Raw genomic sequence first — 20,104 nt, 5'->3', positions numbered from 1 at the left:
TTCGGGCGAGGCGCAGCGCATGGAAACAACGGGGCGATCTCCGCCCAGAGGGCGTCGGGCAACAGCTTCTTGGCCATGCCCAACACAACGCCAAATATGGTTAACAAATCGTTTTGTTAGGCGCTCTAAATCCAATGAGCCCAATATATTTGCCTCCCATCGAGAAGCTCACGCCACCTCATGGTTCGCCAGCAGCTCGAGCGCCTTGACGAGGGCCGAGTGGTCGAGCGCGGCGCCGCCATGGGCGGCGACCGACGAGAAAAGCTGTTGCGCCAGCGCGGTCGAGGGCAGCGACATCTGCATTTGACGCGCGCCGTTCAGCGCGAGGTTCAGGTCCTTCTGGTGGAGTTCGATGCGGAACCCGGGGTTGAAAGTGCGCTTCACCATGCGCTCGCCATGCACTTCGAGGATGCGCGAGTTTGCAAAACCGCCCATCAGCGCCTGGCGCACCTTCGCCGGGTCCGCGCCCGCCTTCGAGGCGAAGAGCAGCGCCTCGCCGACGGCGAGGATGTTCAGCGCGACGATGATCTGGTTCGCGACCTTGGTGGTCTGGCCGTCGCCATTGCCGCCGACCAGGGTGATGTTCTTGCCCATCTTCTCGAAGAGCGGCTTCACCGTCTCGAAGGCCTGCTCCGGCCCGCCGACCATGATGGTGAGCGAAGCGGCCTTGGCGCCGACCTCGCCGCCGGACACCGGCGCGTCGAGATAGTCGCAGCCGAGCTCGTTGATCTTCTTGGCGAATTCCTTGGTCTCGACCGGCGCGATCGAGCTCATGTCGACCACGATCTTGCCCGGCGTGAGGCCCGCCGCGATGCCGTTCTCGCCGAAGAGGGCGGCCGCCACATGCGGGGTGTCCGGCACCATGGTGATGATGATGTCGGCGTTTTTGGCCACGTCCGTGCCGGTCGCACAGGCGACGCCGCCCTTGCCGGTCAGTTCCGCCGAAACCGGCTTGATGTCGTAGAGATACAGCTCATGGCCCGCATCGATCAGGTGGCCGGCCATCGGCACGCCCATGATGCCGAGACCGACAAATCCAACCTTCGCCATCGTTTCTTCCTCGTCTGCTGGAGCCCGTCTCAGGCCTTGAACTTGCGGGCGATCGCCTCGGTGCTGCGCGCCAGCGTCCCGGTGTCGATGCCCACCGCCGTGAAGGTGCTGCCGGCCGCCATGTAGCGGCGTGCCAGCGTCTCGTCGCCGGTGAGGATGCCGGCCGGCTTGCCGGTGGCGACAATGCGGTGCAGCGCGCCCTCGATCAGCTCGACGATAGTGGGATTGCCCTGGTCGCCGAGATAGCCGAGGTCCGACGACAGGTCGCCGGGCCCGATAAAGAGGCCGTCAATGCCGTTCACGGCGGCGATCGCCTCGATATTGTCGATCGCCTGCTTGGTCTCGATCTGCACGAGGATGCAGATCTCTTCATGAGCGCGGGCATGATAGTTGGCGACGCGGCCAAAGCGCGAGGCCCGCGCCGCGCCGGCGAAGCCACGAATGCCGTGGGGCGGGAATCGCGTCGCCGCCACCGCGGCCTGCGCCTGCTCCACCGTCTCGACCATCGGCACCAGGAAGCTCAGTGTGCCGATATCGAGGAAGCGCTTGAAGACGATGGGATCGTTGACGGGGATGCGCACGATGGGGTGCGTCGGGGTCTCCATCAGCGCGTGAAGCTGCGAGAGCACGCCGGGCACGTCATTGGGTGCGTGCTCGCCATCAATGATCAGCCAGTCGAAGCCCGAGCCGGCGAGGATCTCGGTGGCGGTCGGGCTTGCCATGCTGTTCCAGAAGCCGATCTGCTGGCCACCGGCCTTGAGGCCGCGTTTGAAGCGGTTGACGGGCAGGTCCACGGGTCAGGATCCTTGTCGTGATGGAGCGTGGGGGAAAGGCCGGGCCGCTATTCGGCCAGCGCCTGCTTGCGTGTCTTCAGCACCGCCGGCGAGAGCATGGCGAGCAGCATCAGCGCGACGATGGCGAGCAGCACCGCGCTGATCGGGCGGGTGACGAAGACCGAGGGGTCGCCGTCAGAGAGCTGCATGGCGCGGCGGAAATTCTCCTCCAGCTGCGGGCCGAGCACGAGGCCGAGCAGCAGCGGCGCCGGCTCGACGCCGACCTTGATGAAGAAGTAGCCGACCACGGCGCAGCCCAGCATCAGCCAGACATTGAAGGCACTGTTGGAGATGCCGTAGGTGCCGATGCAGCAGAACAGCACGATGGCCGGAAAGAGCAGCCGGTAGGGGATCTTCAGCATCGAGACCCACAACCCGACCAGCGGCAGGTTGATGATGAGCAGCATCAGATTGCCCGTCCACATGGAGGCGATAACGCCCCAGACGAGCTCGGGCTGCTCGGTCATCACCTGCGGGCCGGGCTGGATGCCCTGCATCATCAGCGCGCCGATCATCAGCGCCATCAGCGCATTGGCGGGAATGCCCAGCGTCAGCAGGGGGATGAAGCTGGTCTGGGCGCCGGCATTGTTGGCTGCCTCCGGCCCGGCGACGCCCTCGATGGCGCCCTTGCCGAAGCGCGAGGGATCCTTGGCGAGCTTCTTCTCCAGCGCATAGGAGGTGAAGGGCGGCAGGGCCGCGCCCCCGCCCGGCAGCACGCCGAGCGCCGAGCCGATGAACGTGCCGCGCAGCATGGCGGGGAAGGCGGCCTTGAGATCGGCCCGCGAGGGGATGAGGTCGCGCAGCTTCTGGCTCACCACCTGCCGCACGGCCGGGCGTTCCAGATTGGCGATGATCTCCGCGAGGCCGAACATGCCCATGGCGACCGGCACGAAATCGAGCCCGTCCGCCAGCGCCGGCACGCCGAAGGTCATGCGCGCCACGCCGGAATTCACGTCGATGCCGATCGTGCCGATGAGCAGGCCGAGGAACACCATGGCGAGCGACTTCGCCACCGAGCCATGGGCGAGGATGACAGCGGCGAACAGGCCGAGCACCAGCAGGCTGAAATATTCGACGGCTGTGAACTTCAGCGCCAGCGCCGCCAGCGGCAGGCTGAGCACGGCGATGACGATCGTTGCCACGGTGCCCGCGAAGAAGGAGGAGATAGCAGCGATGGCGAGCGCCGGGCCGGCACGGCCCTGCTTGGCCATCTCATGCCCGTCGAGGCAGGTGACGACGGACGAGGTTTCACCGGGGACATTGACCAGGATCGCCGTGGTCGAGCCGCCATACTGCGCTCCGTAGAAGATGCCGGCGAGCATGATGAGCGCCGAGGCGGGCGCGAGGCCAAAGGTGAAGGGCAGCAGCAGCGCCACCGTCGGGATCGGCCCGATGCCCGGAAGCACGCCAATGGCGGTGCCGATGACCACGCCGATCAGGCAGTAGAACAGGTTGTTCCACTGCAGAGCGGTCGCGAGGCCGAGGAGGAGATTGTCGAAGAGTTCCATGGTGTTTCAGGCTCACCAGGGCCAGATGGAGACAGGCAGCGCCAGCGCCTTGATGAACAGCAGCACCGCGCCCGCCGTGACCGCGAGGCCGAACAGGATCACCTCGAAAAAGCGGCTCTCGCGGCTGGCGGCGGCGGCGATGAGGATGGCGGCGAAGGACGCGAGCGCGAGGCCCGCGCTCTCGATCAGCAGAGCGAAGACGCCGACCGCCACGCCGACCCCGAGGATCGGGCGCAGTTGCACCCGCTCGATGCCGACATGGCCGCGCAGCAGGCCGCGTCCGGCGAAGAACAGGCCGAAGGCTAGCAGGATCAGCGCGATGGCGCGCGGCATGTAGCCGGGGCCCATATCGGCGGCGATGCCGCCGGCAAGGCCGCGCGTGGCGAGGAGGGCGCCCGCCGCCACCGCGATGAGGAAGGCGCCGAACGCGAGGTCCGGCCAGTCGAAGCGGCGGCGGGTCATGGCGCGCACCGGCTCAGTTGGTCTTGATGTCGGCGGCGCGGACGATGTCGCCCCAGCTCCTGATGTTTGTCGCGAGCCAGGTCTTCACCTCCTCCGGCGAGCCCGGGCGCACCGAGCCGCCCTGTTCGGCGATCTTTTCCTTGATCTCCGGCATGGCGAGGATCTTGTTCAGCTCGGCATTGAGCCTGGCGACAACCTCGGGTGGCGTCTTGCCGGTGGTGAGCAGGCCCTGCCAGGTGCCGGCATTGCTGAGCGGGAGTTTGGCTTCCTTGAAGGTCTCGACATTCGGCAGCGCGGCGAGCCGCTCCTCGCCGGTGACGGCGATGCCGACAAGCTGGCCATTGGTGACGAAGGGCAGCGTCGCCGTCGCGCCGTTGATGATGACGGTGCTTTCGCCTGATACCACCGCGCGCGAGGCCGCCGCGCCGCCCTTGTAGGGCACGTTCTTCCAGTCGATGCCGAGACCGCGGGCGAGCGCCACGGCGGTGATGTGGTTGAGCGCGCCTACGCCGGAATTGGCGACCGCCAGCTTGCCCGGATTGGCCTTGGCATAGGCGACCAGCTCAGCGACGGTCTTCGCCGGCACGGACGGGTTCACCGCCAGCACATAGGGCCCGAACATCACCATGCCGACCGGCGCGAGGTCGGCCTCGACATTGTAGGAGAGATCCGGGAACAGGCTCGGGGCGATGGCGATCGAGCCGATGTCCATCAGCAGCAGCGTGTGGCCATCGGGCCGGGCCTTGGCGACCGTATCGGCACCGATATTGCCGGCGGCGCCGGGCTTGTTCTCCACCACCACCGTCTGGCCCACGGCCTCGGAGAGCTTGGGTGCGATGAGGCGTGCGAGGATGTCGGACGTGCCGCCGGGGGCGAAGGGCACGACGATGCGCACCGGGCGGTCGAAGCTCTGCGCCGCCGCCGGGCTTGGGGCAAGGGCAGGCGCAAGGACGGAAAGGGCGAGAGCGGCCGCGGCCGCCTTAAGAATGCGAAGGCTCATTGGCGTTACCTCCAGGGGGTGGCTATGGCGACGTTGCGCCTTGCTTGTCATTGGGAGGCGGTGTAGCGCCCACCGTCAATCTAGGGCGCTTTCGATGCGGCAATGAGTTGTTCTCTGCATTGATTAATGCCACTTTTGGATCAATGTTCGAGCTCAGCCATCTCCGCTGCTTTGTCGCCGTCGCCGAGGAACTGCATTTCGGCCGGGCGGCGGCGCGCCTCAATCTCACCCAGCCACCGCTCAGCCGGCAGATTCAGCTCTTGGAACACACGCTCGATGTGAGGCTGCTGGAGCGCACCAGCCGCTCGGTGAGCCTGACCCGCGCCGGCCACAGCTTCCTGCCGGAGGCGCGGCGCCTGCTGCGCCTCGCGGAAGGCGCCGCGCTGGCGGCGCGGCGGACGGCGAGCGGCGATGTCGGCTCCATCACGCTCGGCTTCACCGCGGCCTCCGGCTACGATTTCCTGCCGCGCCTCATCACCCAGTTCCGCGCGGCGGCGCCGGGCATCGACCTTGTGCTCAAGGAGATGGTGTCGACGGACCAGTTCGAGTCGCTCACCTCCGGCCTCATTGATGTCGGCTTGGTGCGGCCGACCTTCAACCGGCGCGAGGTGGTCTCGCTTTGCGTCGTGCGCGAGCCGCTGCTGGTGGCGGCGCCCGAGGGCCATGTGCTGACCGGGGCGGCCGAGGTTCAACTCGCCGATCTCGACCGCCAACCCATGGTCACCTACTCGCCCTATGAAGCGCGCTACTTCTACGATCTGCTGGCGACGCTCTTCGCCACTGCCGGGATCATACCCCGCTATGTCCAGCACATCAGCCAGGTCCACTCGATCCTGGGGCTGGTGAAGGCGGGGCTTGGTCTTGCTCTGATCCCCCGCGCCGCGCGCAACCTGCGCTTCGAGGGCGTCGCCCTGCGGCCGCTGGCGGCCGGCACGTCCCCCACGGTCGAGCTTCACGCCATCTGGCGGCCGGCCAACACCAACCCCGCCATCCCCGCCCTGCACCGCACCTTGCAGGCTTTGGTGGCGAGTCCCGAGCTAGACGTCTGAGGTTGAGCCTCAACGTGTCCAGCATGTGACGCGTGCGGCGAGGCACAAGGAAGCCAGATCGTTCCTCGCCAGCTTGTCGTATCGGGTGGCGATACGCCTGAAGTCCTTGAGGCGACAGAACATGCGCTCGATGGCACAATCTGGCGCGGCGGGGAAGCTGGCCGTCCCGCTGGTGGTAGGAAGCAACGGCAAGGGCCTGTCGGCCCTTGCCGTCATCGGGCCATGAACCTGCCGGCTCGGCCGGCGGCGACCCGGCTCAGACCACCGTGAGGCGGATTTCGCCCACGCCTTCCACGCCGCCTTCCAGCACGTCGCCCTTGGCGATGGGGCCGACGCCCGCCGGCGTGCCGGCAAAGATGAGGTCGCCGGGGGCCAGCCTGAACAGGGTAGAGAGGGTGGCGATCATTTCCGGCACCTTCCAGATCATCTGGTTGAGGTTGCCGTCCTGCTTCACCGCCCCGTTGATCTTCAGGAAGATGTGCCCGGCGCCGGGATGGCCGATGGTCGCCGCCGGCACCAAAGCGGAGCAGGGCGCCGCCTGCTCGAACGCCTTGCCCACTTCCCACGGCCGGCCGAGCTTCTTGGCCTCGCCCTGGAGGTCGCGGCGGGTGAGGTCGAGGCCCACCGCATAGCCGAACACGCAGTCCAGCGCCCGCTCCGGCGGAATGTCCTCGCCGCCGGCCTTCAGCGCCACCACCAGCTCCACCTCGTGGTGCACGTCCTGCGACATCTTCGGGTAGGCGATGGTCGCGCCCGATGGCACCAGCGTGTCGGGGTTCTTCTGGAAGAAGAAAGGCGGCTCCTTGTTGGGGTCGTGGCCCATCTCCACCGCATGGTCGGCGAAGTTGCGGCCCACGCAATAGATGCGGTGGACCGGGAAATGGTCGTCGCTGCCCACGATCGGAAGGGTGGGGACGGCGGGCGGCGCGAAGACGTAGGCAACCATGGCAAGGCTCCGGGGAGGGGAGCCTTTCCATAGGACGCGGGCGGCGGGGAGGGAAGGGCGTCCGGCGTGTCTTGGCGGATGAGTTATATCCAATGTAATATAGCTTTTGGGCGCCTGTCTTGCACCTGCGTTCTTCCTTGCCGCTCCCGGGGATTGCCATGCGAATCGGATTGTTCTGCACCTACGAGAATCCGCAGCTCGATTACGCCTCCGCCTTCCGGGAGCAGACCGAGCTGGTGGAGCGGGTCGAGGCGCTCGGCTTCGAGGAGGCGTGGATCGCCGAGCACCATTTCAATCCGCAGGCGGCAAGCCCGTCCTGCCTGCCCATCCTCGCCCATCTCGCGGGTCGCACCACGCGCATCCGCCTCGGCTCGGCGGCGGTGCTGCTGCCGCTGCACAATCCCATCACGGTGGCCGAGGACGTGGCCACGGTGGATATCCTCTCCGGTGGACGGTTCGAGTTCGGCGTCGCCAAGGGCGGTCCCTTCCCCATGCAGATGAAGCATTTCGGCGTGGCGCAGGAGGAGGCCCGGGACCGCATGCTGGAGGCGCTCGACCTCATCGAGGCGCTGCTTGATGGCGCGTCGGTCACCTTCAAGGGCCGCTTTTATGCGGCGGAAGGGCTGGAACTGGTGCCGCGGCCGGTGCAGAAGCCCGTGCCCATCCATATGGCCAGCGCCACGCCGGAGACGGTGGCCCTCGCCGCCCGCCGCGGCTACGGGCTGATGGCGGCGCCCCCCTTTCCGCTTAAAGGGCTCGCCGCCAGCCTCGCCCACTATCGGGAGACCGTGCCGGATGGGGACCCGCGCCTCACGCTCATCCGCTTCCTGCATCTGGCGGACAGTCGCGAGCAGGCGGTGGAGGAGGCGAAGGGCTTCCTCGCGCCGTTCGTCGAGCGCATGCGCGCCACCACCGCCCAGATGCGGCCGGACTGGACGCCATGGTTCGAGCTCGACCGCATGATCGCGGATTCGCTCATCGGCACCGAGGCGGACGTGGCGGCGCAGATGGCGGCGCTGGAGCGGGATTTCGCGCCGCGCACCCTGGTGCTGAAGCCGCTGGCGCCGAGCTATGCCAAGCGCCTGGGCGACCTTGAGGCCTTCGCCGCCCGCATCCGTCCCCGGTTCAGCGCGGTGGCGTGAGGCACCGACGCCGTGCGCTTATTTCCCGTCGAGGCGGCGGGAGAAGACGACGCGGGGCTCCTCCAGATAGCCCACTGCGGCATAGAAGCCGCGCACGGCCTCGTTGTCCGGGCGCACCAGCAGCATGAGCTTGGGCACGGCGCGGGCCCGCAGCCAGTCCTCGGCGGCGGTGAGCAGCGCGCGGCCGAGGCCCTTGCGCTGCAGGTCGGGCTCCACCGCGAGGTAGTAGACCCAGCCGCGATGGCCGTCATGGCCCACCATCACCGAGCCGGCCAGCGCCCCGCCCCGCCGTGCCACCAGGATGGTGGAATGGGGTCCGCGCCGGGCCAGGGCGATGTCGGCGAGGGGGTCGTTCCACGGGCGGGTCAGGCCGGCGCGCTCCCACAGGGCGGCGAGGGCCGGCGTGTCGGTGTCCTGCGCATGGCTGAAGGCGAAGCCCTCGATGGCGGTGGCGGCGAGCGTCTCGGTCATGCGGGGATCTCGCTTGTGGAAGCGTCCTGGAATGGGCGCGGCGCGGCGGCGCGCGCGAGGCGGTCGTATATGGCTTCGCCGAGGCCGGCGCGGGGCAGCGGCACCACGGCGATGGCGGTGGCGCCGGAGGCATCGAGGGCCCGCAACGCCCCGTAGAGCCGGGCGGCCGCCTCGGTCAGGTCGCCTGAGGGGCTGAGGTCGAGCACGGTCCCCGCGGCCGGCGTGCCGTCCGGCGCCGCGCCGGCGAAAGTGAGCAAGGCTTCGCCCGGAGCGACCTGCGTCGCGTCGAGGCGCAGCACGGCGCGGGGCGCGTAATGGGAGGCGAGGCGGCCGGGCGCCAGCGGGCGGGCGTCGTCGGTCGATCCGGACCGCGCGATGGCATGGCCGAGGACGGCCTCGATCTCCTCCCGCGCGAGGCCACCGGGACGCAGCAGCACCGGGGTCTCGCCGGTGACATCGAGAATGGTGGATTCGACCCCCACCGGCGTCGGGCCGCCGTCCAGCACCGCGTCGATGCGGCCGGAGAGGTCGTCCATCACATGGGCGGCGGTGGTGGGGGAGACGTGGCCCGAGCGGTTGGCGCTGGGCGCCACCACCGCGCCGCCGAAGGCGCAGATGAGCGCGGCGGCGTCCGGATGGGACGGCACGCGCAGGGCCACGGTGTCGAGCCCCGCCCGCGCCAGCTCGCAGACGCCGTCGCCCCCGGCATAGGGCACCACCAGCGTCAGCGGCCCCGGCCAGAAGCGCTCCGCGAGAATGTCCGCCGCCCGGTTGAAGGTGCCGAGCCGGCGGGCGCCGGCGGCATCGTGGGTGTGGGCGATGAGCGGATTGAAGGCCGGACGCCCCTTGGCCGCATAGAGGGTCGCCACGGCCCGGGGGTTCGCCGCATCGGCGCCGAGGCCGTACACCGTCTCGGTGGGAAAGGCCACGAGGCCGCCGCCGGCCAGAAGCCGCGCCGCCTCTTCGACCGCGCCGGGAGCGGCTGCCGGCAGCAGGCGGGTCGGGCGTGTCTGGGGCGGAGCGGGAGAAACCATGATGCCTTCGATCCGCGCGGGTCCGACCGATGGGCCAGGGTGCGCCTCTTGACGAAGCCGGCCGGTGCCGCGATGTGGGAAGCCGACTGTCGCGTGCTTAGAGCGCGCCCTGCGGGGCCGGTCAAGCGCGTGTCGCACCTGGGAGGGTCACATGAGCTATCGCGCGCCGGTGGAAGAGGTCGTCTTTTTCCTCAAGACCTGCACGGCCCTTCCCACGCTGATGGAGCAGGGCCTCGTGGACCTCTCCTTCGACGTGGTCGATCCGGTGCTCGAAGAAGCCGGCAAATTCGCAGCCTCGGTCATCGCCCCCCTCGACAAGGTGGCGGACACGCAGGGCTGCACCCTCAAGGACGGCGCCGTGACCACCCCGGAGGGCTGGCGCGCCGCCTATGAGGCGTGGGCGGGCGCCGGCTGGAGCTCGGTGGCGGCCGAGGAAGAGTTCGGCGGCCAGTACCTGCCCACATCGGTGACCTCGGCGCTGACGGAATTCTGGAACTCGGCTTCGCCCGCCTTCGGCATCGGCGGCGTGCTCACCATGGGCGCCATCGAGGCCCTTAGCGCCCACGGATCCCCCGAGCTGCAGCAGACCTACCTCACCAAGATGGTGGCCGGCACCTGGACCGGCACCATGAACCTCACCGAGCCGCAGGCGGGCTCCGACCTTGCCGCGCTCCGCGCCAAGGCGGTGAAGCAGGCGGACGGCACCTACCGCGTCTTCGGCACCAAGATCTTCATCTCCTACGGCGAGCACGACATCGCCGAGAACATCGTGCATCTCGTGCTCGCCCGCCTGCCGGACGCGCCGGCCGGCACCCGCGGCATCTCACTCTTCGTGGTGCCGAAATTCCTCGTGAATGCGGACGGCAGCCTCGGGGCGCGCAACGACGTGGTCTGCGCCGGCATCGAGCACAAGCTCGGCCTGCACGGCTCGCCCACCTGCACCATGGCCTTCGGCGAGAGCGGCGAGGGGGCGATCGGCTATCTCGTGGGCGAGGAGAACAAGGGCCTCGCCTGCATGTTCACCATGATGAACAACGCCCGCCTCGCAGTCGGCATCCAGGGCGTGGCGGTGGCCGAACGCGCCACCCAGCGCGCCTTCGCCTATGCCAGGGACCGCCGGCAGGGCAAGGCGCCGGGCTTCGAGGGCTCGGCCCCCATCATCGCCCATCCGGACGTCAAGCGCATGCTGCTGACCATGCGCGCGGAAACCGACGCCGCCCGCGCCATCTGCCTGAAGACCGCCGACGCCCTCGACCGCGCTCACCGCCTGCCCGACCCCTCCGCCCGCGCCGCTGCGCTGGCCGAGGCGAGCCTGCTGACCCCGGTGGCCAAGGCCTTCTCCACCGACATCGGCATCGAGGTGGCTTCCACCGGCGTGCAGGTGCACGGCGGCATGGGCTATGTGGAGGAAACGGGCGCCGCCCAGCACCTGCGCGATGCCCGCATCTTCGCCATCTATGAGGGAACCAACGGCATCCAGGCCATCGACCTCGTCACCCGCAAGCTGCCGCAGGAGGGCGGCGACGTGGTGAATGGGGTGATTGCCGATTATCGCGACATCGCTGCCGAGGTGGCGGCGCTCAACGCGCCCGATTTCGGCCATACGGGGGTGCGGCTCGCCGAGACCGTGGACGCCCTCGCCCGCGCCACCCGCAGGATGCTGGACTGGCTGCCGAGCGACCAGGCCAAGGCGCTGGCCGGGGCGACGCCCTATCTGCGCCTGTTCGCCCGCGCCGCTGGCGGGGCCTATCTCGCCAAGGTGGCGCTGGCCGCTTACGCCGAGCGGGCGGCGGGCGGCACCGACCCGCGCCTTGCCGCGCGCATCGCCCTCGCCCGCTTCTTCGCGGAAAACCTCGCCACGCAGGCGAGGGGGCTGGAAGAGGCTGTCACCAGCGGCGCCAATGGCGTGCTGGAGGCCGAAGCGGTGCTCGCCGTCGCCTGACGTTTTTCAGCGGCTGGCGAAGCCGTCGAAGATGAAGTCCGGCGCGCTGGTGTTGTGACGGGACGGCACCAGCCGGCCCGCCCACAGCCGGGCGACATTGTCGGCATCGGTGAAGCTGAGCACCGGGGCCTCGCCGATGGTGGCGGGCGCCCCGGTTTTCGCCAGCGTCCGCCAGGAGACGCGGGCGACATCGGCATTGCCCTCGGTCACATACATGGAGCGCAGGGCGGCGAAGGTGCGCGGCGCCGTGCCGTCGAATTCCGCTTCCAGGGTCAGCGCATCGCGATCCACCCCGGCGAGCTTCAGCCGGGCCTTGCCGCCGTCGGCAAACGACAGGGTGAAGGTGCGCGTCTGCGGCGCGAAGCCGATTTCCTTGAGCCGCACCAGCGGGCGTTCGGCCTGCTCCACCGGGCCCAGCAGGAAGGACGAGCCGTAGGCGGTGCTGGCAAGGTGCGCCGGCGAGAGCGGCCGCGCGCGCCAGTAGCCGTCCGGCGGATAGACCACCAGGATCTCCTCCGGCTGCTGGTTTTCGCCGCGCACCCACAGCTGCACCATGTGCAGGCCCTGCGTCACCTCGGTTCCCACGCGGAACGGCACGGTCGCGGCGCGCCAGAACGAGGGGAAGATGAAGCCGGTGAGCCACAGGTCCGGCGTCTCGTAGAGGGTGATGCGCTGCGCGGTCGCGGCGGGGGCAGGCTGCGCGGCGGCAGGGGCTGGAGTTGCGGCCGGCACCACCGGGTCACCCGAGAAGTCGCAGGTGTCGAAGTCCGGCGCGGTCCGGTCGACGCGCAGCAGGCCCGCATAGGCCGGGTGGCGGGCGACGATGCGGAAGCGGCTGACCTTGTCGGAGACGAAGGTGAGGGTGACGTTGTCGGTCTCGGCGCAGGTGGCCGCCACGCTCTCGTTGCGCACGGTGACGCCCACCGGCTCGGCCCGCGCGGCAACCGGCGTTCCCAGCACGGTGCAGCAGGCGAGAAGGCGCAACGCATGCCCGGCAAAGGCGTTTCTGGAAAAGGCACGCTCGGGGGTGGCGGGCATGGGAACTCCGGGAAACGACGGCGCGGCAGGCGGGCGACCTTACCAGCGCGCGTTGTCGCGGCCAACGCAGGTCGAAGCCCTCGCAATCGGCGCCGCCTTTCCTATATGAATGCGCATGTGACGTTGCGGCATTTGCCTGGCGTCGGAGAGGATCTGATCGGAATGTCCATGTTTCGCAAGCGGACGGTTCTGGCGGCGCTGGCCGTCGCGGGCGCGCTGACCCTCGTCGCCGCGAACCATGCGGACGCGCGCCAAGGCGGCTCCTTCGGGAGCCGGGGAACCCGGACCTACCAGACCCCGGCGGCCACTCCCACGGCGCCGGGCACGGTGGCGCCGGTGCAGCGCTCGACCGCGCCGCAGCAGGCGCCGTCCGCCGCCGCCCGCCCGCAGACTGCGGCGCCGCGGCCCTCCATGTTCGGCAATGGATTTGCCGGCTCGCTCATGCGCGGCCTGCTGATCGGCGGCCTTGTGGGGTTGCTGCTCGGCCAGGGCCTCGGCGGGCTCGCCGGCATGTTGGGGCTGCTGCTCCAGGTCGGCCTCGTCGTGCTGGGCGTGATGCTGGTGCTGCGCCTGATGCGCGGCGCCCGGCAGCCGGTGCCGGCCGGCGCAGGCGCTTCGGGCTCTCATCGCACCGCGCCGGGGGACTGGCGCGCCGCGCCCATGCCGCCGGCCGGCAGCGGGCGTCCGCCCGGCGCCGGGGACGAGATCGGCATCACGCCGGCGGACCTCGACAGCTTCGAACGCCTGCTCGGCCTGATCCAGGGCGCGGTGAGCCGCGAGGACCAGGCGGAACTGCGGGCCCATACCACGCCGGAAATGTTCGGCTATCTCGCCGACGAACTGCGCGATAATGCCGAGCGCGGCCTGCGCAACGAAGTGTCGGACGTGAAGCTGCTTCAGGGCGACGTGGCCGAGGCGTGGCGCGAGGGCAACCGCGACTACGCCACCGTGGCCATGCGCTATGCCAGCCGTGACGTGATGGTGGACCGCGCCAGCGGGCGCATCGTCTCCGGCGATGCGGCGAGCCCGGGCGAGAGCACCGAGGTGTGGACCTTCGTGCGCGACCGCATCGGCGGGCCGACGGGTGGCGGGCTCGGCGCCTGGCGCCTCAGCGCCATCCAGGGCGCCTGAGCAACCCGCGCATCTGCGTGAGGGGCAGGCGGCGGGGCTTCCCGCCGCCGCCGTGACGTGGTCTAAAGCGCCCCCATGAGCGCCCCCGCGACCCGCGACTCGTCCATGATCGCCACCATCGACGCTTCCACCAGCGTCATCACCGTCTCCGGCCTCGGCAAGACCTACGCGACCGGCCACGTCGCCCTGAAGGATGTCAGCCTCGACATCCGGCGCGGCGAGATCTTCGCCCTGCTCGGGCCCAACGGCGCGGGCAAGACCACCCTGATCTCCATCATCTGCGGCCTTGTGAACGCCACGGCCGGCAAAGTGGAGGTGGCTGGGTATGACATCGTTGCGGACTACCGCGCGGCGCGCTCCCGCATCGGCCTGGTGCCGCAGGAGCTGACCACCGATTCGTTCGAGAGCGTGTGGGCCACGGTCAGCTTTTCGCGCGGCCTGTTCGGCCGCAAGGCGAACCCTGCCCATATCGAGAAGGTGCTGCGCAGCCTGTCGCTCTGGGACAAGAAGGACGCGCGCATCATGACGCTCTCGGGCGGCATGAAGCGGCGCGTCCTCATCGCCAAGGCGCTGTCCCACGAGCCGGAAGTGCTGTTCCTCGACGAGCCCTCTGCCGGCGTGGACGTGGAGCTGCGCCGCGACATGTGGCGCCTCGTGCGCGAACTGCGGGACGAGGGCGTCACCATCATCCTCACCACCCATTACCTGGAGGAGGCCGAGGAGATGGCCGACCGGGTGGGGGTGATCGCCAAGGGCGAGCTGATCCTGGTGGAGGACAAGGCCACCCTCATGCGCAAGCTGGGCAAGAAGCAGCTCACGGTCGAGCTGACCGGGCCTCTGGCCACCCTGCCGCAGGCCCTGGCGGATTTCGGGCTTATCCTGTCGCAGGACGGCACCCGCCTCACCTATACCTATGCGACCAACCGCGAGGGAGACGACGACGGCCTCTCCATCGCCGGCCTGCTCGCCGCCTTGTCGTCCGAGGGCATCGCCTTCAAGGACCTCCACACGGAGCAGAGCTCCCTCGAAGATATCTTCGTGAGCCTGGTGAGGCGCGAACCGTGAACCTGCAAGCCATCCGCGCCATCTATGCCTTCGAGATGAACCGCACGAAGCGCACGCTCGGCCAGAGCGTGGTTTCGCCGGTTCTGTCCACCTCGCTGTATTTCGTGGTGTTCGGCTCGGCCATTGGCCCGCGCATGGCTGAAGTTGGGGGCGTCGCCTACGGCGCCTTCATCGTGCCGGGGCTGATGATGCTGACCCTGCTCACCCAGTCCATCAGCAACGCGGCGTTTGCCATCTACTTCCCGCGCTTCACCGGCACCATCTACGAATTGTTGTCGGCGCCGGTGTCGCCGTTCGAGATCGTGGCGGGCTATGTGGGGGCGGCGGCGACGAAATCCACCGTGCTGGGGATCATCATCCTCGCCACGGCCTCGCTGTTCGTGCCGCTGGAGATCCGTCATCCGTTCTGGGTGCTGGGCTTCCTGGTGCTCACGGCGGTCACCTTCTCCCTGTTCGGCTTCATCATCGGCATCTGGGCGGACGGGTTCGAGCGGCTGCAACTCATCCCCATGCTGGTGATCACGCCGCTGACCTTCCTCGGCGGCACCTTCTACTCGCTGGACATGCTGCCCCCCGTGTGGCGCACGGTGACCCTGTTCAACCCCGTGGTCTATCTGGTGTCCGGCTTCCGCTGGAGCTTCTTCGGCCATTCGGACGTGCGGGTGGAGGTGAGCTTCGCCATGACGCTCGCCTTCCTCATCGTCTGCCTCTTCATCGTGCGCTGGATGTTCCGCACCGGCTACCGGCTGAAAAGCTGAGGCGGAGCCGACCCATCGCCCCGAAAGGATCCGTTCATGGCCGATCCCCTGTCCCGCCCCACTTACAAGGCCTTTACCGAGCGCGCCCCGGATGTCTATGCGGGGCTGTCCGCCCTCACCAAGGCGGTGGACGCCTCCGGCCTCGACAAGGGGCTGACGGAGCTGGTGAAGCTGCGCGCCTCCCAGATCAACGGCTGCGCCTTCTGCCTGAAATTCCATCTGGGCGTGGCGCGCAAAGCCGGCGTGCCGCAGGACAAGCTGGACTTGCTCGCGGCCTGGCGGGATGCGCCGGCGTTCTCGGCGCGGGAGCGGGCGGCTCTGGCCTATGCGGAAGATCTGACCCAGCTTGAGGCCGAAGCTGCCTCCGACGCCGCATGGGCGGCGCTGCGTGCGGAATTTTCCGAGGACGAGGCGATCTTCCTGACGGTGACCATCGCCTCCATCAATGCCTGGAACCGCATCGGCATCGCGTTGCGCTTCGCGCCGTAAGCCTGACGCGTGGCGCCCCCAGGCGGCGAACCGCCCGAGGGATCGCGCTCTGAACTCAAGGAAAGAGACCGCGTTATACCAACGGCCCCGGTCTCTGACCGGCGCCGAGAGGGTCTCGCTCAGGCGCCGCGCGGGCTTATACCAACGGGCGACGAGTCAATCTCGTCGCCCGTTGGTATTATCCGATCAGATTGCGATGCAATCCGATCGGCGCGGGCTTACAGCCCGCCGACGCACATGTACTTGATGTTCAGATAGTCGTCGCAGCCGTACTTGGAGCCCTCGCGGCCCATGCCGCTCTCCTTCACGCCGCCGAAGGGGGCGACCTCGGTGGTGATCACGCCGGCATTGATGCCCACCTGCCCGTATTCCAGCTTCTCCGCCACCCGGAAGGCGCGGCCGAGGTCCTTGGTGAAGAAGTAGCAGGCGAGGCCGTATTCCGTGTCGTTGGCGTAGGCGACGGCCTGCTCCTCGGTCTCGAACTTGAACAGCGGAGCCAGCGGCCCGAAGATCTCGTCGCGGGCGAAGGCCATGTCCTGCGTCGCGCCGGCGAGCACGGTGGGCTCGAAGAAGGTGCCGCCGAGGGCCGGCTGCTTGCCGCCGGTGAGCACGGTGGCGCCCTTGTCGAGGGCGTCCTTCAGCAGGCGCTCCACCTTGGCCAGCGCGCGGTCGTCGATGAGCGGGCCGGCGACCACGCCCTCGTCGAGGCCGTTGCCCACCTTCAGCTTCTTGGAGGCCTCGGCGAACCTGGCCGCGAAGGCGTCATAGATGCCGGCCTGCACATAGAAGCGGTTGGCGCACACGCAGGTCTGGCCCACGTTGCGGTACTTGGAGGCGATGGCCTGCTCCACTGCGAGGTCGAGGTCGGCATCGTCGAACACCAGGAACGGCGCGTTGCCGCCCAGCTCCATGGAGATCTTCTTCATGGTGTCGGCGGACTGCTTCATGAGCAGCTTGCCCACGGGGGTGGAGCCGGTGAAGGTCACCTTCTTTACCAGCGGGTTGGAGGTCATCTCGCCGCCGATGGCGGGGGCCTCGCCCACCACGATGTTGACCACGCCGGCCGGGATGCCGGCCATCTCGGCCAGCACGCCCCAGGCAAGGCCGGAATAGGGGGTCAGCTCGGAGGGCTTGGCCACCACGGTGCAGCCCGCCGCCAGCGCCGCGCCGATCTTGCGCGACAGCATGGAGGAGGGGAAGTTCCACGGCGTCACCGCGGCCACCACGCCCACCGGCTCCTTGGTGACGAGGATGCGGCGGTTGCCCCACGGGGAGGGGATCACGTCGCCATAGAGGCGTCGGGCCTCTTCCGCGAACCAGCGCACATAGCCGGCGGAGGCGCCAATCTCGCCCTTGGCCTCGGCCAGCGGCTTGCCCTGTTCGGTGGTGAGGATGGCGGCGAGCTCGTCCGCATTCTGGGTGATGAGGTCGGCCAGCCTGTGCAGCTTCGCCGCGCGCTCGGCGGCGGTGGTGGCGCGCCAGGTCGTGAAGGCGTCCGAGGCGGCCGCGATGGCGCGGCGGGTCTCGGCGGCACCGGCCTTCGGGATGGTGCCGATGGTCTCGCCGGTGGCGGGATTGTTGACGGGGATGGTCGCGCCCGAATCCGCATCCACCCAGGCGCCGCCGATCAGCATCTTGTCGCGCAGCAGCGTGAAATGCGCGGTTCCGGAACGGGTTACGGGCTGGGGTGCTGCCATGGGGAGGCTCCTGAGGGGCAAGATGGGCCGTGGCGATAGGGCCGGGACGATCGAACGCCCGCGTTAGATATACGATATAGGACGGCACCACCAGCGTGGCGGCGGCGACGCCTCAGCGCACGCAGGTGATGGAGTGGAAGGGAACGACCTGTTCCTTCTGCCCCGTCCCGGCGGCGACCTGGCACCTGAGATAGTCGCGACCCAGGCTCATGGGCGCGAAGCCGGTGATGGTGGTGCCGCCCACCACCTGGATGATGATGGCCTGCCCGTCCTTGTGACTGACGATGTCGAGCACGGCGGCGCGGAAGTCGTCTTCCTTGAACTGACACTGCATGGCGTCCCTCCCGGGGATCGGCGGCGCGTCCTTCCGGTGCCCGGCGGCGCGTCTGCGCTTGAGACTATAACCCGCAAGCGCCGGTTCCGGTCATGCAGTGAATGCATGCGACGCGACGGCCTCATTCACAGTTGATCGGTGTCAAAAGCGGACCCAGCGTAAGGGCGTATCAAGGGGCGTCTGCCGCGGGAGCCCCTATTATGCTCAAGATCGCCATCCTCGTCTGGCTCATTCTCGGCACTACCTTTGCCGGCGCGGCCATCGTCTTTGTCCTGGCCACGCCGTCGCTGGCGGGGCAGGACATGCGTCTCATCCCCATTGCGGCGGCCATCGGCGCGCTTGTCGCCATTCCGGCGGCTTTCGTGGTGGCGAAGCGCATCCTTGCGGTCACTGCCAAGCAGGGGTGAGCGCTGATCAGGTCGCGTCAGCCCCTTGCGATGGCGTGAAAGAAGCTGCCCGTGACGGTGCTGCGCCGGCTGCCGGCGGTACCGAGCGGATGGCCTTCGGCGTCCGACAATTCGGCGAGGGCATCGTCCGCGCCACGGGCGGTCACGGTTGCGTAATGGAATTCGTGGCCGCGCACCATCTCTCCCGTCGCTCCGAGGGGTGAGGGGGTGATGAGCCGCGCGGCGCGATAGCCGAGATTCATCCTGCGCCGGGCAAAGCTGGTCTCGAGCGCCAGCAGGCCGAGCATGGGATGGGTCGTCCCGTCCGCATCGGTGAGCGCCTGACCGAGGGCCATGTAGCCACCGCACTCCCCATGCACCGGCTTTGCCTGCGCGAAGCGACGCGTGCCGGCGAGAAACCCGCCCGCCGTCGCCAGCCGGCCGGCATGAAGCTCCGGATAGCCGCCGGGCAGCCAGCACACGTCGCAGGACGGGTCCGGGGCTTCGTCGGCAAGGGGTGAGAAGGGCAGGATTTCCGCCCCCGCGGCACGCCAGCCCGCCAGCATGTGGGCATACATGAAGCTGAAGGCCGCATCCTGCGCCAGCGCGATCCTCTGGCCGGGCGGGGGAACAAGGGAGCCCGCATCCCCCGCCGCAAGGCCCAGCGGACCGGCGGCGGCGTGGATGCCGTCGAGGTCGAGATGCCGCTCGGCGAGAGCGGCCAGGGCGGCGAGGCGCGCGGCGAGGTCGCCGGTTTCGCCGGCCTGGACGAGGCCGAGATGGCGTTCCGGCAGCACGATGGCCGCCTCGCGCGGCACGGTGCCGAGGATGGGCACGCCCAGCGGGGCGATGGCCTCGCGGATCATGCGTGTATGCCGCTCGCTGCCGAGCTTGTTCAGCACCACGCCGGCGATGCGCACGCGCGGATCGTGGGTGAGGAAGCCGCGCAGCACCGCCGCCGCTGTCTGGGATTGCCCCGACACGTCCAGCACCAGCAGCACCGGCAGGCCGAGGCGGGTGGCGATGTCGGCCCCCGCCCCGGTGCGGCCCGGCTCGGTCGCGACCCCGTCGAACAGGCCCATGGCGCCCTCCGCGATCAGGAGTTCGGCGCCGTCCGCCGCCGACCGGGCGAGGTGGTCGATCAGGGCCGGCGGCATGGCCCAGCTGTCGAGGTTGAGCCCCGGCCGGCCGGTGGCGGCGGCATGGAAGGCGGGGTCGATATAATCCGGTCCCGATTTCGCCGCCCGCACCGCGACGCCCCGCCGCGCCAATGCCGCGAGCAGGGCGAGGGTGATGGTGGTCTTGCCCGAGCCGGAGCGCGGTGCGGCGACGAGGAGGCCGCGCGGGGGCAGGAGAACGCTCACCGGCCTTGCCCCCCTTCCACGCCTTGCCCCCCTTCCACGCTTGGCCCCGCCTCTCTATCAAGGCGGTCATGAGCGACGTGCCGAGCGACCGTCCCGAAGGCGCCCCCACCGACCGGCCGCTGAAGCGCGGCTGGACCACCGGCACCTGCGCCGCCGGCGCGGCCAAGGCCGCCTTCGCCGCGCTCGTCACCGGCGCCTTTCCCGATCCGGTGGAGGTGGAGCTGCCCAACGGCGCGCGCCCGGCTTTCGCCCTCGCCGTTCAGGACCTCCGGACCGACAGCGCCATGGCGGGCATCGTCAAGGATGCGGGCGACGATCCGGACGTGACCCACGGCGCCCTCGTGCGCGCCACGGTCCGGCGCGGGGCGGCGGGCGCGGGCGTCACCTTCCGGGCCTGTCTCATAT

At 69.2% G+C, this 20,104-nt stretch carries 21 protein-coding genes and 1 pseudogene; 9 read left to right on the top strand and 13 right to left on the bottom strand.

The window, feature by feature from the left end:
• Positions 1-168: 168 nt before the first annotated feature.
• Genes K9U40_RS16505 through K9U40_RS16485 form a run of 5 tightly spaced genes read right to left on the bottom strand, consistent with a single transcriptional unit; the run spans position 169 to position 4,853 of the window.
• Positions 169-1,050 (bottom strand): 2-hydroxy-3-oxopropionate reductase, encoded by an 882-nt coding sequence (locus tag K9U40_RS16505; protein ID WP_282891231.1) that lies wholly within the window; start codon positions 1,048-1,050, stop codon positions 169-171.
• Between the two features lie 29 nt (positions 1,051-1,079).
• Positions 1,080-1,844 carry an aldolase/citrate lyase family protein gene (locus K9U40_RS16500; RefSeq protein ID WP_282891230.1) on the bottom strand — a complete coding sequence of 255 codons (765 nt, stop codon included), beginning with the start codon at positions 1,842-1,844 and terminating at the stop codon, positions 1,080-1,082.
• Between the two features lie 47 nt (positions 1,845-1,891).
• Complete coding sequence (locus K9U40_RS16495; protein WP_282891229.1) at positions 1,892-3,391, bottom strand: tripartite tricarboxylate transporter permease; 1,500 nt, start codon at positions 3,389-3,391, stop codon at positions 1,892-1,894.
• A 12-nt stretch (positions 3,392-3,403) separates the two neighbouring features.
• Positions 3,404-3,853 (bottom strand): tripartite tricarboxylate transporter TctB family protein, encoded by a 450-nt coding sequence (locus K9U40_RS16490; RefSeq protein ID WP_282891228.1) that lies wholly within the window; start codon positions 3,851-3,853, stop codon positions 3,404-3,406.
• Between the two features lie 13 nt (positions 3,854-3,866).
• Entirely contained in the window at positions 3,867-4,853 is a 987-nt protein-coding gene (locus K9U40_RS16485) for a Bug family tripartite tricarboxylate transporter substrate binding protein (protein WP_282891227.1), read from the bottom strand.
• 143 nt (positions 4,854-4,996) lie between these two features.
• Here K9U40_RS16485 and K9U40_RS16480 point away from each other — a divergent pair, with 143 nt between their 5' ends.
• Positions 4,997-5,902, top strand: coding sequence for a LysR family transcriptional regulator (locus tag K9U40_RS16480; RefSeq protein ID WP_282891226.1), 906 nt, complete (start codon positions 4,997-4,999; stop codon positions 5,900-5,902).
• A gap of 9 nt (positions 5,903-5,911) precedes the next feature.
• Here the strand turns inward: K9U40_RS16480 and K9U40_RS16475 are convergent.
• Both K9U40_RS16475 and K9U40_RS16470 read right to left on the bottom strand, forming a co-directional pair.
• Positions 5,912-6,034 (bottom strand): annotated as a pseudogene (locus K9U40_RS16475) (IS5/IS1182 family transposase); the annotation flags it as partial.
• Positions 6,035-6,158: 124 nt separating this feature from the next.
• The gene (locus K9U40_RS16470) at positions 6,159-6,848 is read right to left on the bottom strand and encodes a fumarylacetoacetate hydrolase family protein (RefSeq protein WP_282891225.1); all 690 of its coding nucleotides are present in this window, start codon (positions 6,846-6,848) and stop codon (positions 6,159-6,161) included.
• Positions 6,849-7,006: 158 nt separating this feature from the next.
• Between K9U40_RS16470 and K9U40_RS16465 the strand changes: the two genes are divergently transcribed.
• Positions 7,007-7,990: an LLM class flavin-dependent oxidoreductase gene (locus K9U40_RS16465; RefSeq protein WP_282891224.1), complete on the top strand. Its 984-nt coding sequence runs from the start codon at positions 7,007-7,009 to the stop codon at positions 7,988-7,990.
• An 18-nt stretch (positions 7,991-8,008) separates the two neighbouring features.
• Here K9U40_RS16465 and K9U40_RS16460 read toward each other — a convergent pair whose 3' ends face one another.
• Both K9U40_RS16460 and K9U40_RS16455 read right to left on the bottom strand, forming a co-directional pair.
• Positions 8,009-8,461 (bottom strand): GNAT family acetyltransferase, encoded by a 453-nt coding sequence (locus K9U40_RS16460; protein WP_282891223.1) that lies wholly within the window; start codon positions 8,459-8,461, stop codon positions 8,009-8,011.
• The gene (locus K9U40_RS16455; RefSeq protein WP_282891222.1) at positions 8,458-9,495 is read right to left on the bottom strand and encodes an L-threonylcarbamoyladenylate synthase; all 1,038 of its coding nucleotides are present in this window, start codon (positions 9,493-9,495) and stop codon (positions 8,458-8,460) included. The genes K9U40_RS16460 and K9U40_RS16455 overlap by 4 nt, the downstream gene beginning before the upstream one ends.
• 151 nt (positions 9,496-9,646) lie before the next feature.
• On the opposite strand from K9U40_RS16455, the gene K9U40_RS16450 reads away from it, so the two are divergent.
• Positions 9,647-11,437, top strand: coding sequence for an acyl-CoA dehydrogenase (locus tag K9U40_RS16450; RefSeq protein WP_282891221.1), 1,791 nt, complete (start codon positions 9,647-9,649; stop codon positions 11,435-11,437).
• Positions 11,438-11,443: 6 nt separating this feature from the next.
• On the opposite strand, the gene K9U40_RS16445 is transcribed toward K9U40_RS16450, so the two are convergent.
• On the bottom strand, positions 11,444-12,475 hold the full coding sequence (locus K9U40_RS16445) for a hypothetical protein (RefSeq protein WP_282891220.1): 1,032 nt from the start codon (positions 12,473-12,475) through the stop codon (positions 11,444-11,446).
• 162 nt (positions 12,476-12,637) lie between these two features.
• Here K9U40_RS16445 and K9U40_RS16440 point away from each other — a divergent pair, with 162 nt between their 5' ends.
• From K9U40_RS16440 to K9U40_RS16425, 4 genes are all read left to right on the top strand, one after another.
• Positions 12,638-13,606: a Tim44 domain-containing protein gene (locus K9U40_RS16440; protein ID WP_349239441.1), complete on the top strand. Its 969-nt coding sequence runs from the start codon at positions 12,638-12,640 to the stop codon at positions 13,604-13,606.
• A 75-nt stretch (positions 13,607-13,681) separates the two neighbouring features.
• A complete protein-coding gene (locus K9U40_RS16435) occupies positions 13,682-14,671 on the top strand; it encodes an ABC transporter ATP-binding protein (RefSeq protein WP_282891219.1) in 990 nt (329 codons plus the stop codon).
• On the top strand, positions 14,668-15,429 hold the full coding sequence (locus K9U40_RS16430) for an ABC transporter permease (RefSeq protein ID WP_282891218.1): 762 nt from the start codon (positions 14,668-14,670) through the stop codon (positions 15,427-15,429). Before K9U40_RS16435 ends, K9U40_RS16430 begins: the two co-directional genes overlap by 4 nt.
• Before the next feature lie 36 nt (positions 15,430-15,465).
• On the top strand, positions 15,466-15,918 hold the full coding sequence (locus tag K9U40_RS16425; RefSeq protein ID WP_282891217.1) for a carboxymuconolactone decarboxylase family protein: 453 nt from the start codon (positions 15,466-15,468) through the stop codon (positions 15,916-15,918).
• A gap of 218 nt (positions 15,919-16,136) precedes the next feature.
• Here K9U40_RS16425 and K9U40_RS16420 read toward each other — a convergent pair whose 3' ends face one another.
• Together K9U40_RS16420 and K9U40_RS16415 are read right to left on the bottom strand one after the other, a co-directional pair.
• Positions 16,137-17,615, bottom strand: coding sequence for an NAD-dependent succinate-semialdehyde dehydrogenase (locus K9U40_RS16420; protein WP_282891216.1), 1,479 nt, complete (start codon positions 17,613-17,615; stop codon positions 16,137-16,139).
• Between the two features lie 112 nt (positions 17,616-17,727).
• Positions 17,728-17,949, bottom strand: coding sequence for a hypothetical protein (locus tag K9U40_RS16415; protein ID WP_282891215.1), 222 nt, complete (start codon positions 17,947-17,949; stop codon positions 17,728-17,730).
• 200 nt (positions 17,950-18,149) lie between these two features.
• Here K9U40_RS16415 and K9U40_RS16410 point away from each other — a divergent pair, with 200 nt between their 5' ends.
• Entirely contained in the window at positions 18,150-18,356 is a 207-nt protein-coding gene (locus tag K9U40_RS16410; RefSeq protein ID WP_282891214.1) for a hypothetical protein, read from the top strand.
• Positions 18,357-18,373: 17 nt separating this feature from the next.
• Here the strand turns inward: K9U40_RS16410 and K9U40_RS16405 are convergent, their stop codons facing one another.
• On the bottom strand, positions 18,374-19,687 hold the full coding sequence (locus K9U40_RS16405) for a cobyrinate a,c-diamide synthase (RefSeq protein ID WP_282891232.1): 1,314 nt from the start codon (positions 19,685-19,687) through the stop codon (positions 18,374-18,376).
• Between the two features lie 80 nt (positions 19,688-19,767).
• On the opposite strand from K9U40_RS16405, the gene K9U40_RS16400 reads away from it, so the two are divergent.
• On the top strand, positions 19,768-20,104 hold a 337-nt coding region (locus tag K9U40_RS16400), incomplete at its 3' end, for a cobalt-precorrin-5B (C(1))-methyltransferase (RefSeq protein ID WP_282891213.1).

Origin of the sequence: Xanthobacter autotrophicus (genome assembly GCF_030015065.1) — a bacterium.
In the GTDB taxonomy this organism is placed as follows: Bacteria; Pseudomonadota; Alphaproteobacteria; order Rhizobiales; family Xanthobacteraceae; genus Xanthobacter; species Xanthobacter autotrophicus_D.
This window is presented reverse-complemented; position numbering and strand designations above follow the sequence as displayed.

Excerpts from the sequence above, each read along its gene's own strand:
- K9U40_RS16440 (WP_349239441.1), top strand. The coding sequence starts at position 12,638 with ATGTCCATGTTTCGCAAGCGGACGGTTCTGGCGGCGCTGGCCGTCGCG.
- K9U40_RS16480 (WP_282891226.1), top strand. The coding sequence starts at position 4,997 with ATGTTCGAGCTCAGCCATCTCCGCTGCTTTGTCGCCGTCGCCGAGGAA.
- K9U40_RS16460 (WP_282891223.1), bottom strand. The coding sequence starts at position 8,461 with ATGACCGAGACGCTCGCCGCCACCGCCATCGAGGGCTTCGCCTTCAGC.
- K9U40_RS16455 (WP_282891222.1), bottom strand. The coding sequence starts at position 9,495 with ATGGTTTCTCCCGCTCCGCCCCAGACACGCCCGACCCGCCTGCTGCCG.
- K9U40_RS16410 (WP_282891214.1), top strand. The coding sequence starts at position 18,150 with ATGCTCAAGATCGCCATCCTCGTCTGGCTCATTCTCGGCACTACCTTT.
- K9U40_RS16450 (WP_282891221.1), top strand. The coding sequence starts at position 9,647 with ATGAGCTATCGCGCGCCGGTGGAAGAGGTCGTCTTTTTCCTCAAGACC.
- K9U40_RS16505 (WP_282891231.1), bottom strand. The coding sequence starts at position 1,050 with ATGGCGAAGGTTGGATTTGTCGGTCTCGGCATCATGGGCGTGCCGATG.
- K9U40_RS16495 (WP_282891229.1), bottom strand. The coding sequence starts at position 3,391 with ATGGAACTCTTCGACAATCTCCTCCTCGGCCTCGCGACCGCTCTGCAG.
- K9U40_RS16490 (WP_282891228.1), bottom strand. The coding sequence starts at position 3,853 with ATGACCCGCCGCCGCTTCGACTGGCCGGACCTCGCGTTCGGCGCCTTC.
- K9U40_RS16425 (WP_282891217.1), top strand. The coding sequence starts at position 15,466 with ATGGCCGATCCCCTGTCCCGCCCCACTTACAAGGCCTTTACCGAGCGC.
- K9U40_RS16470 (WP_282891225.1), bottom strand. The coding sequence starts at position 6,848 with ATGGTTGCCTACGTCTTCGCGCCGCCCGCCGTCCCCACCCTTCCGATC.
- K9U40_RS16435 (WP_282891219.1), top strand. The coding sequence starts at position 13,682 with ATGAGCGCCCCCGCGACCCGCGACTCGTCCATGATCGCCACCATCGAC.
- K9U40_RS16420 (WP_282891216.1), bottom strand. The coding sequence starts at position 17,615 with ATGGCAGCACCCCAGCCCGTAACCCGTTCCGGAACCGCGCATTTCACG.
- K9U40_RS16445 (WP_282891220.1), bottom strand. The coding sequence starts at position 12,475 with ATGCCCGCCACCCCCGAGCGTGCCTTTTCCAGAAACGCCTTTGCCGGG.
- K9U40_RS16415 (WP_282891215.1), bottom strand. The coding sequence starts at position 17,949 with ATGCAGTGTCAGTTCAAGGAAGACGACTTCCGCGCCGCCGTGCTCGAC.
- K9U40_RS16485 (WP_282891227.1), bottom strand. The coding sequence starts at position 4,853 with ATGAGCCTTCGCATTCTTAAGGCGGCCGCGGCCGCTCTCGCCCTTTCC.
- K9U40_RS16465 (WP_282891224.1), top strand. The coding sequence starts at position 7,007 with ATGCGAATCGGATTGTTCTGCACCTACGAGAATCCGCAGCTCGATTAC.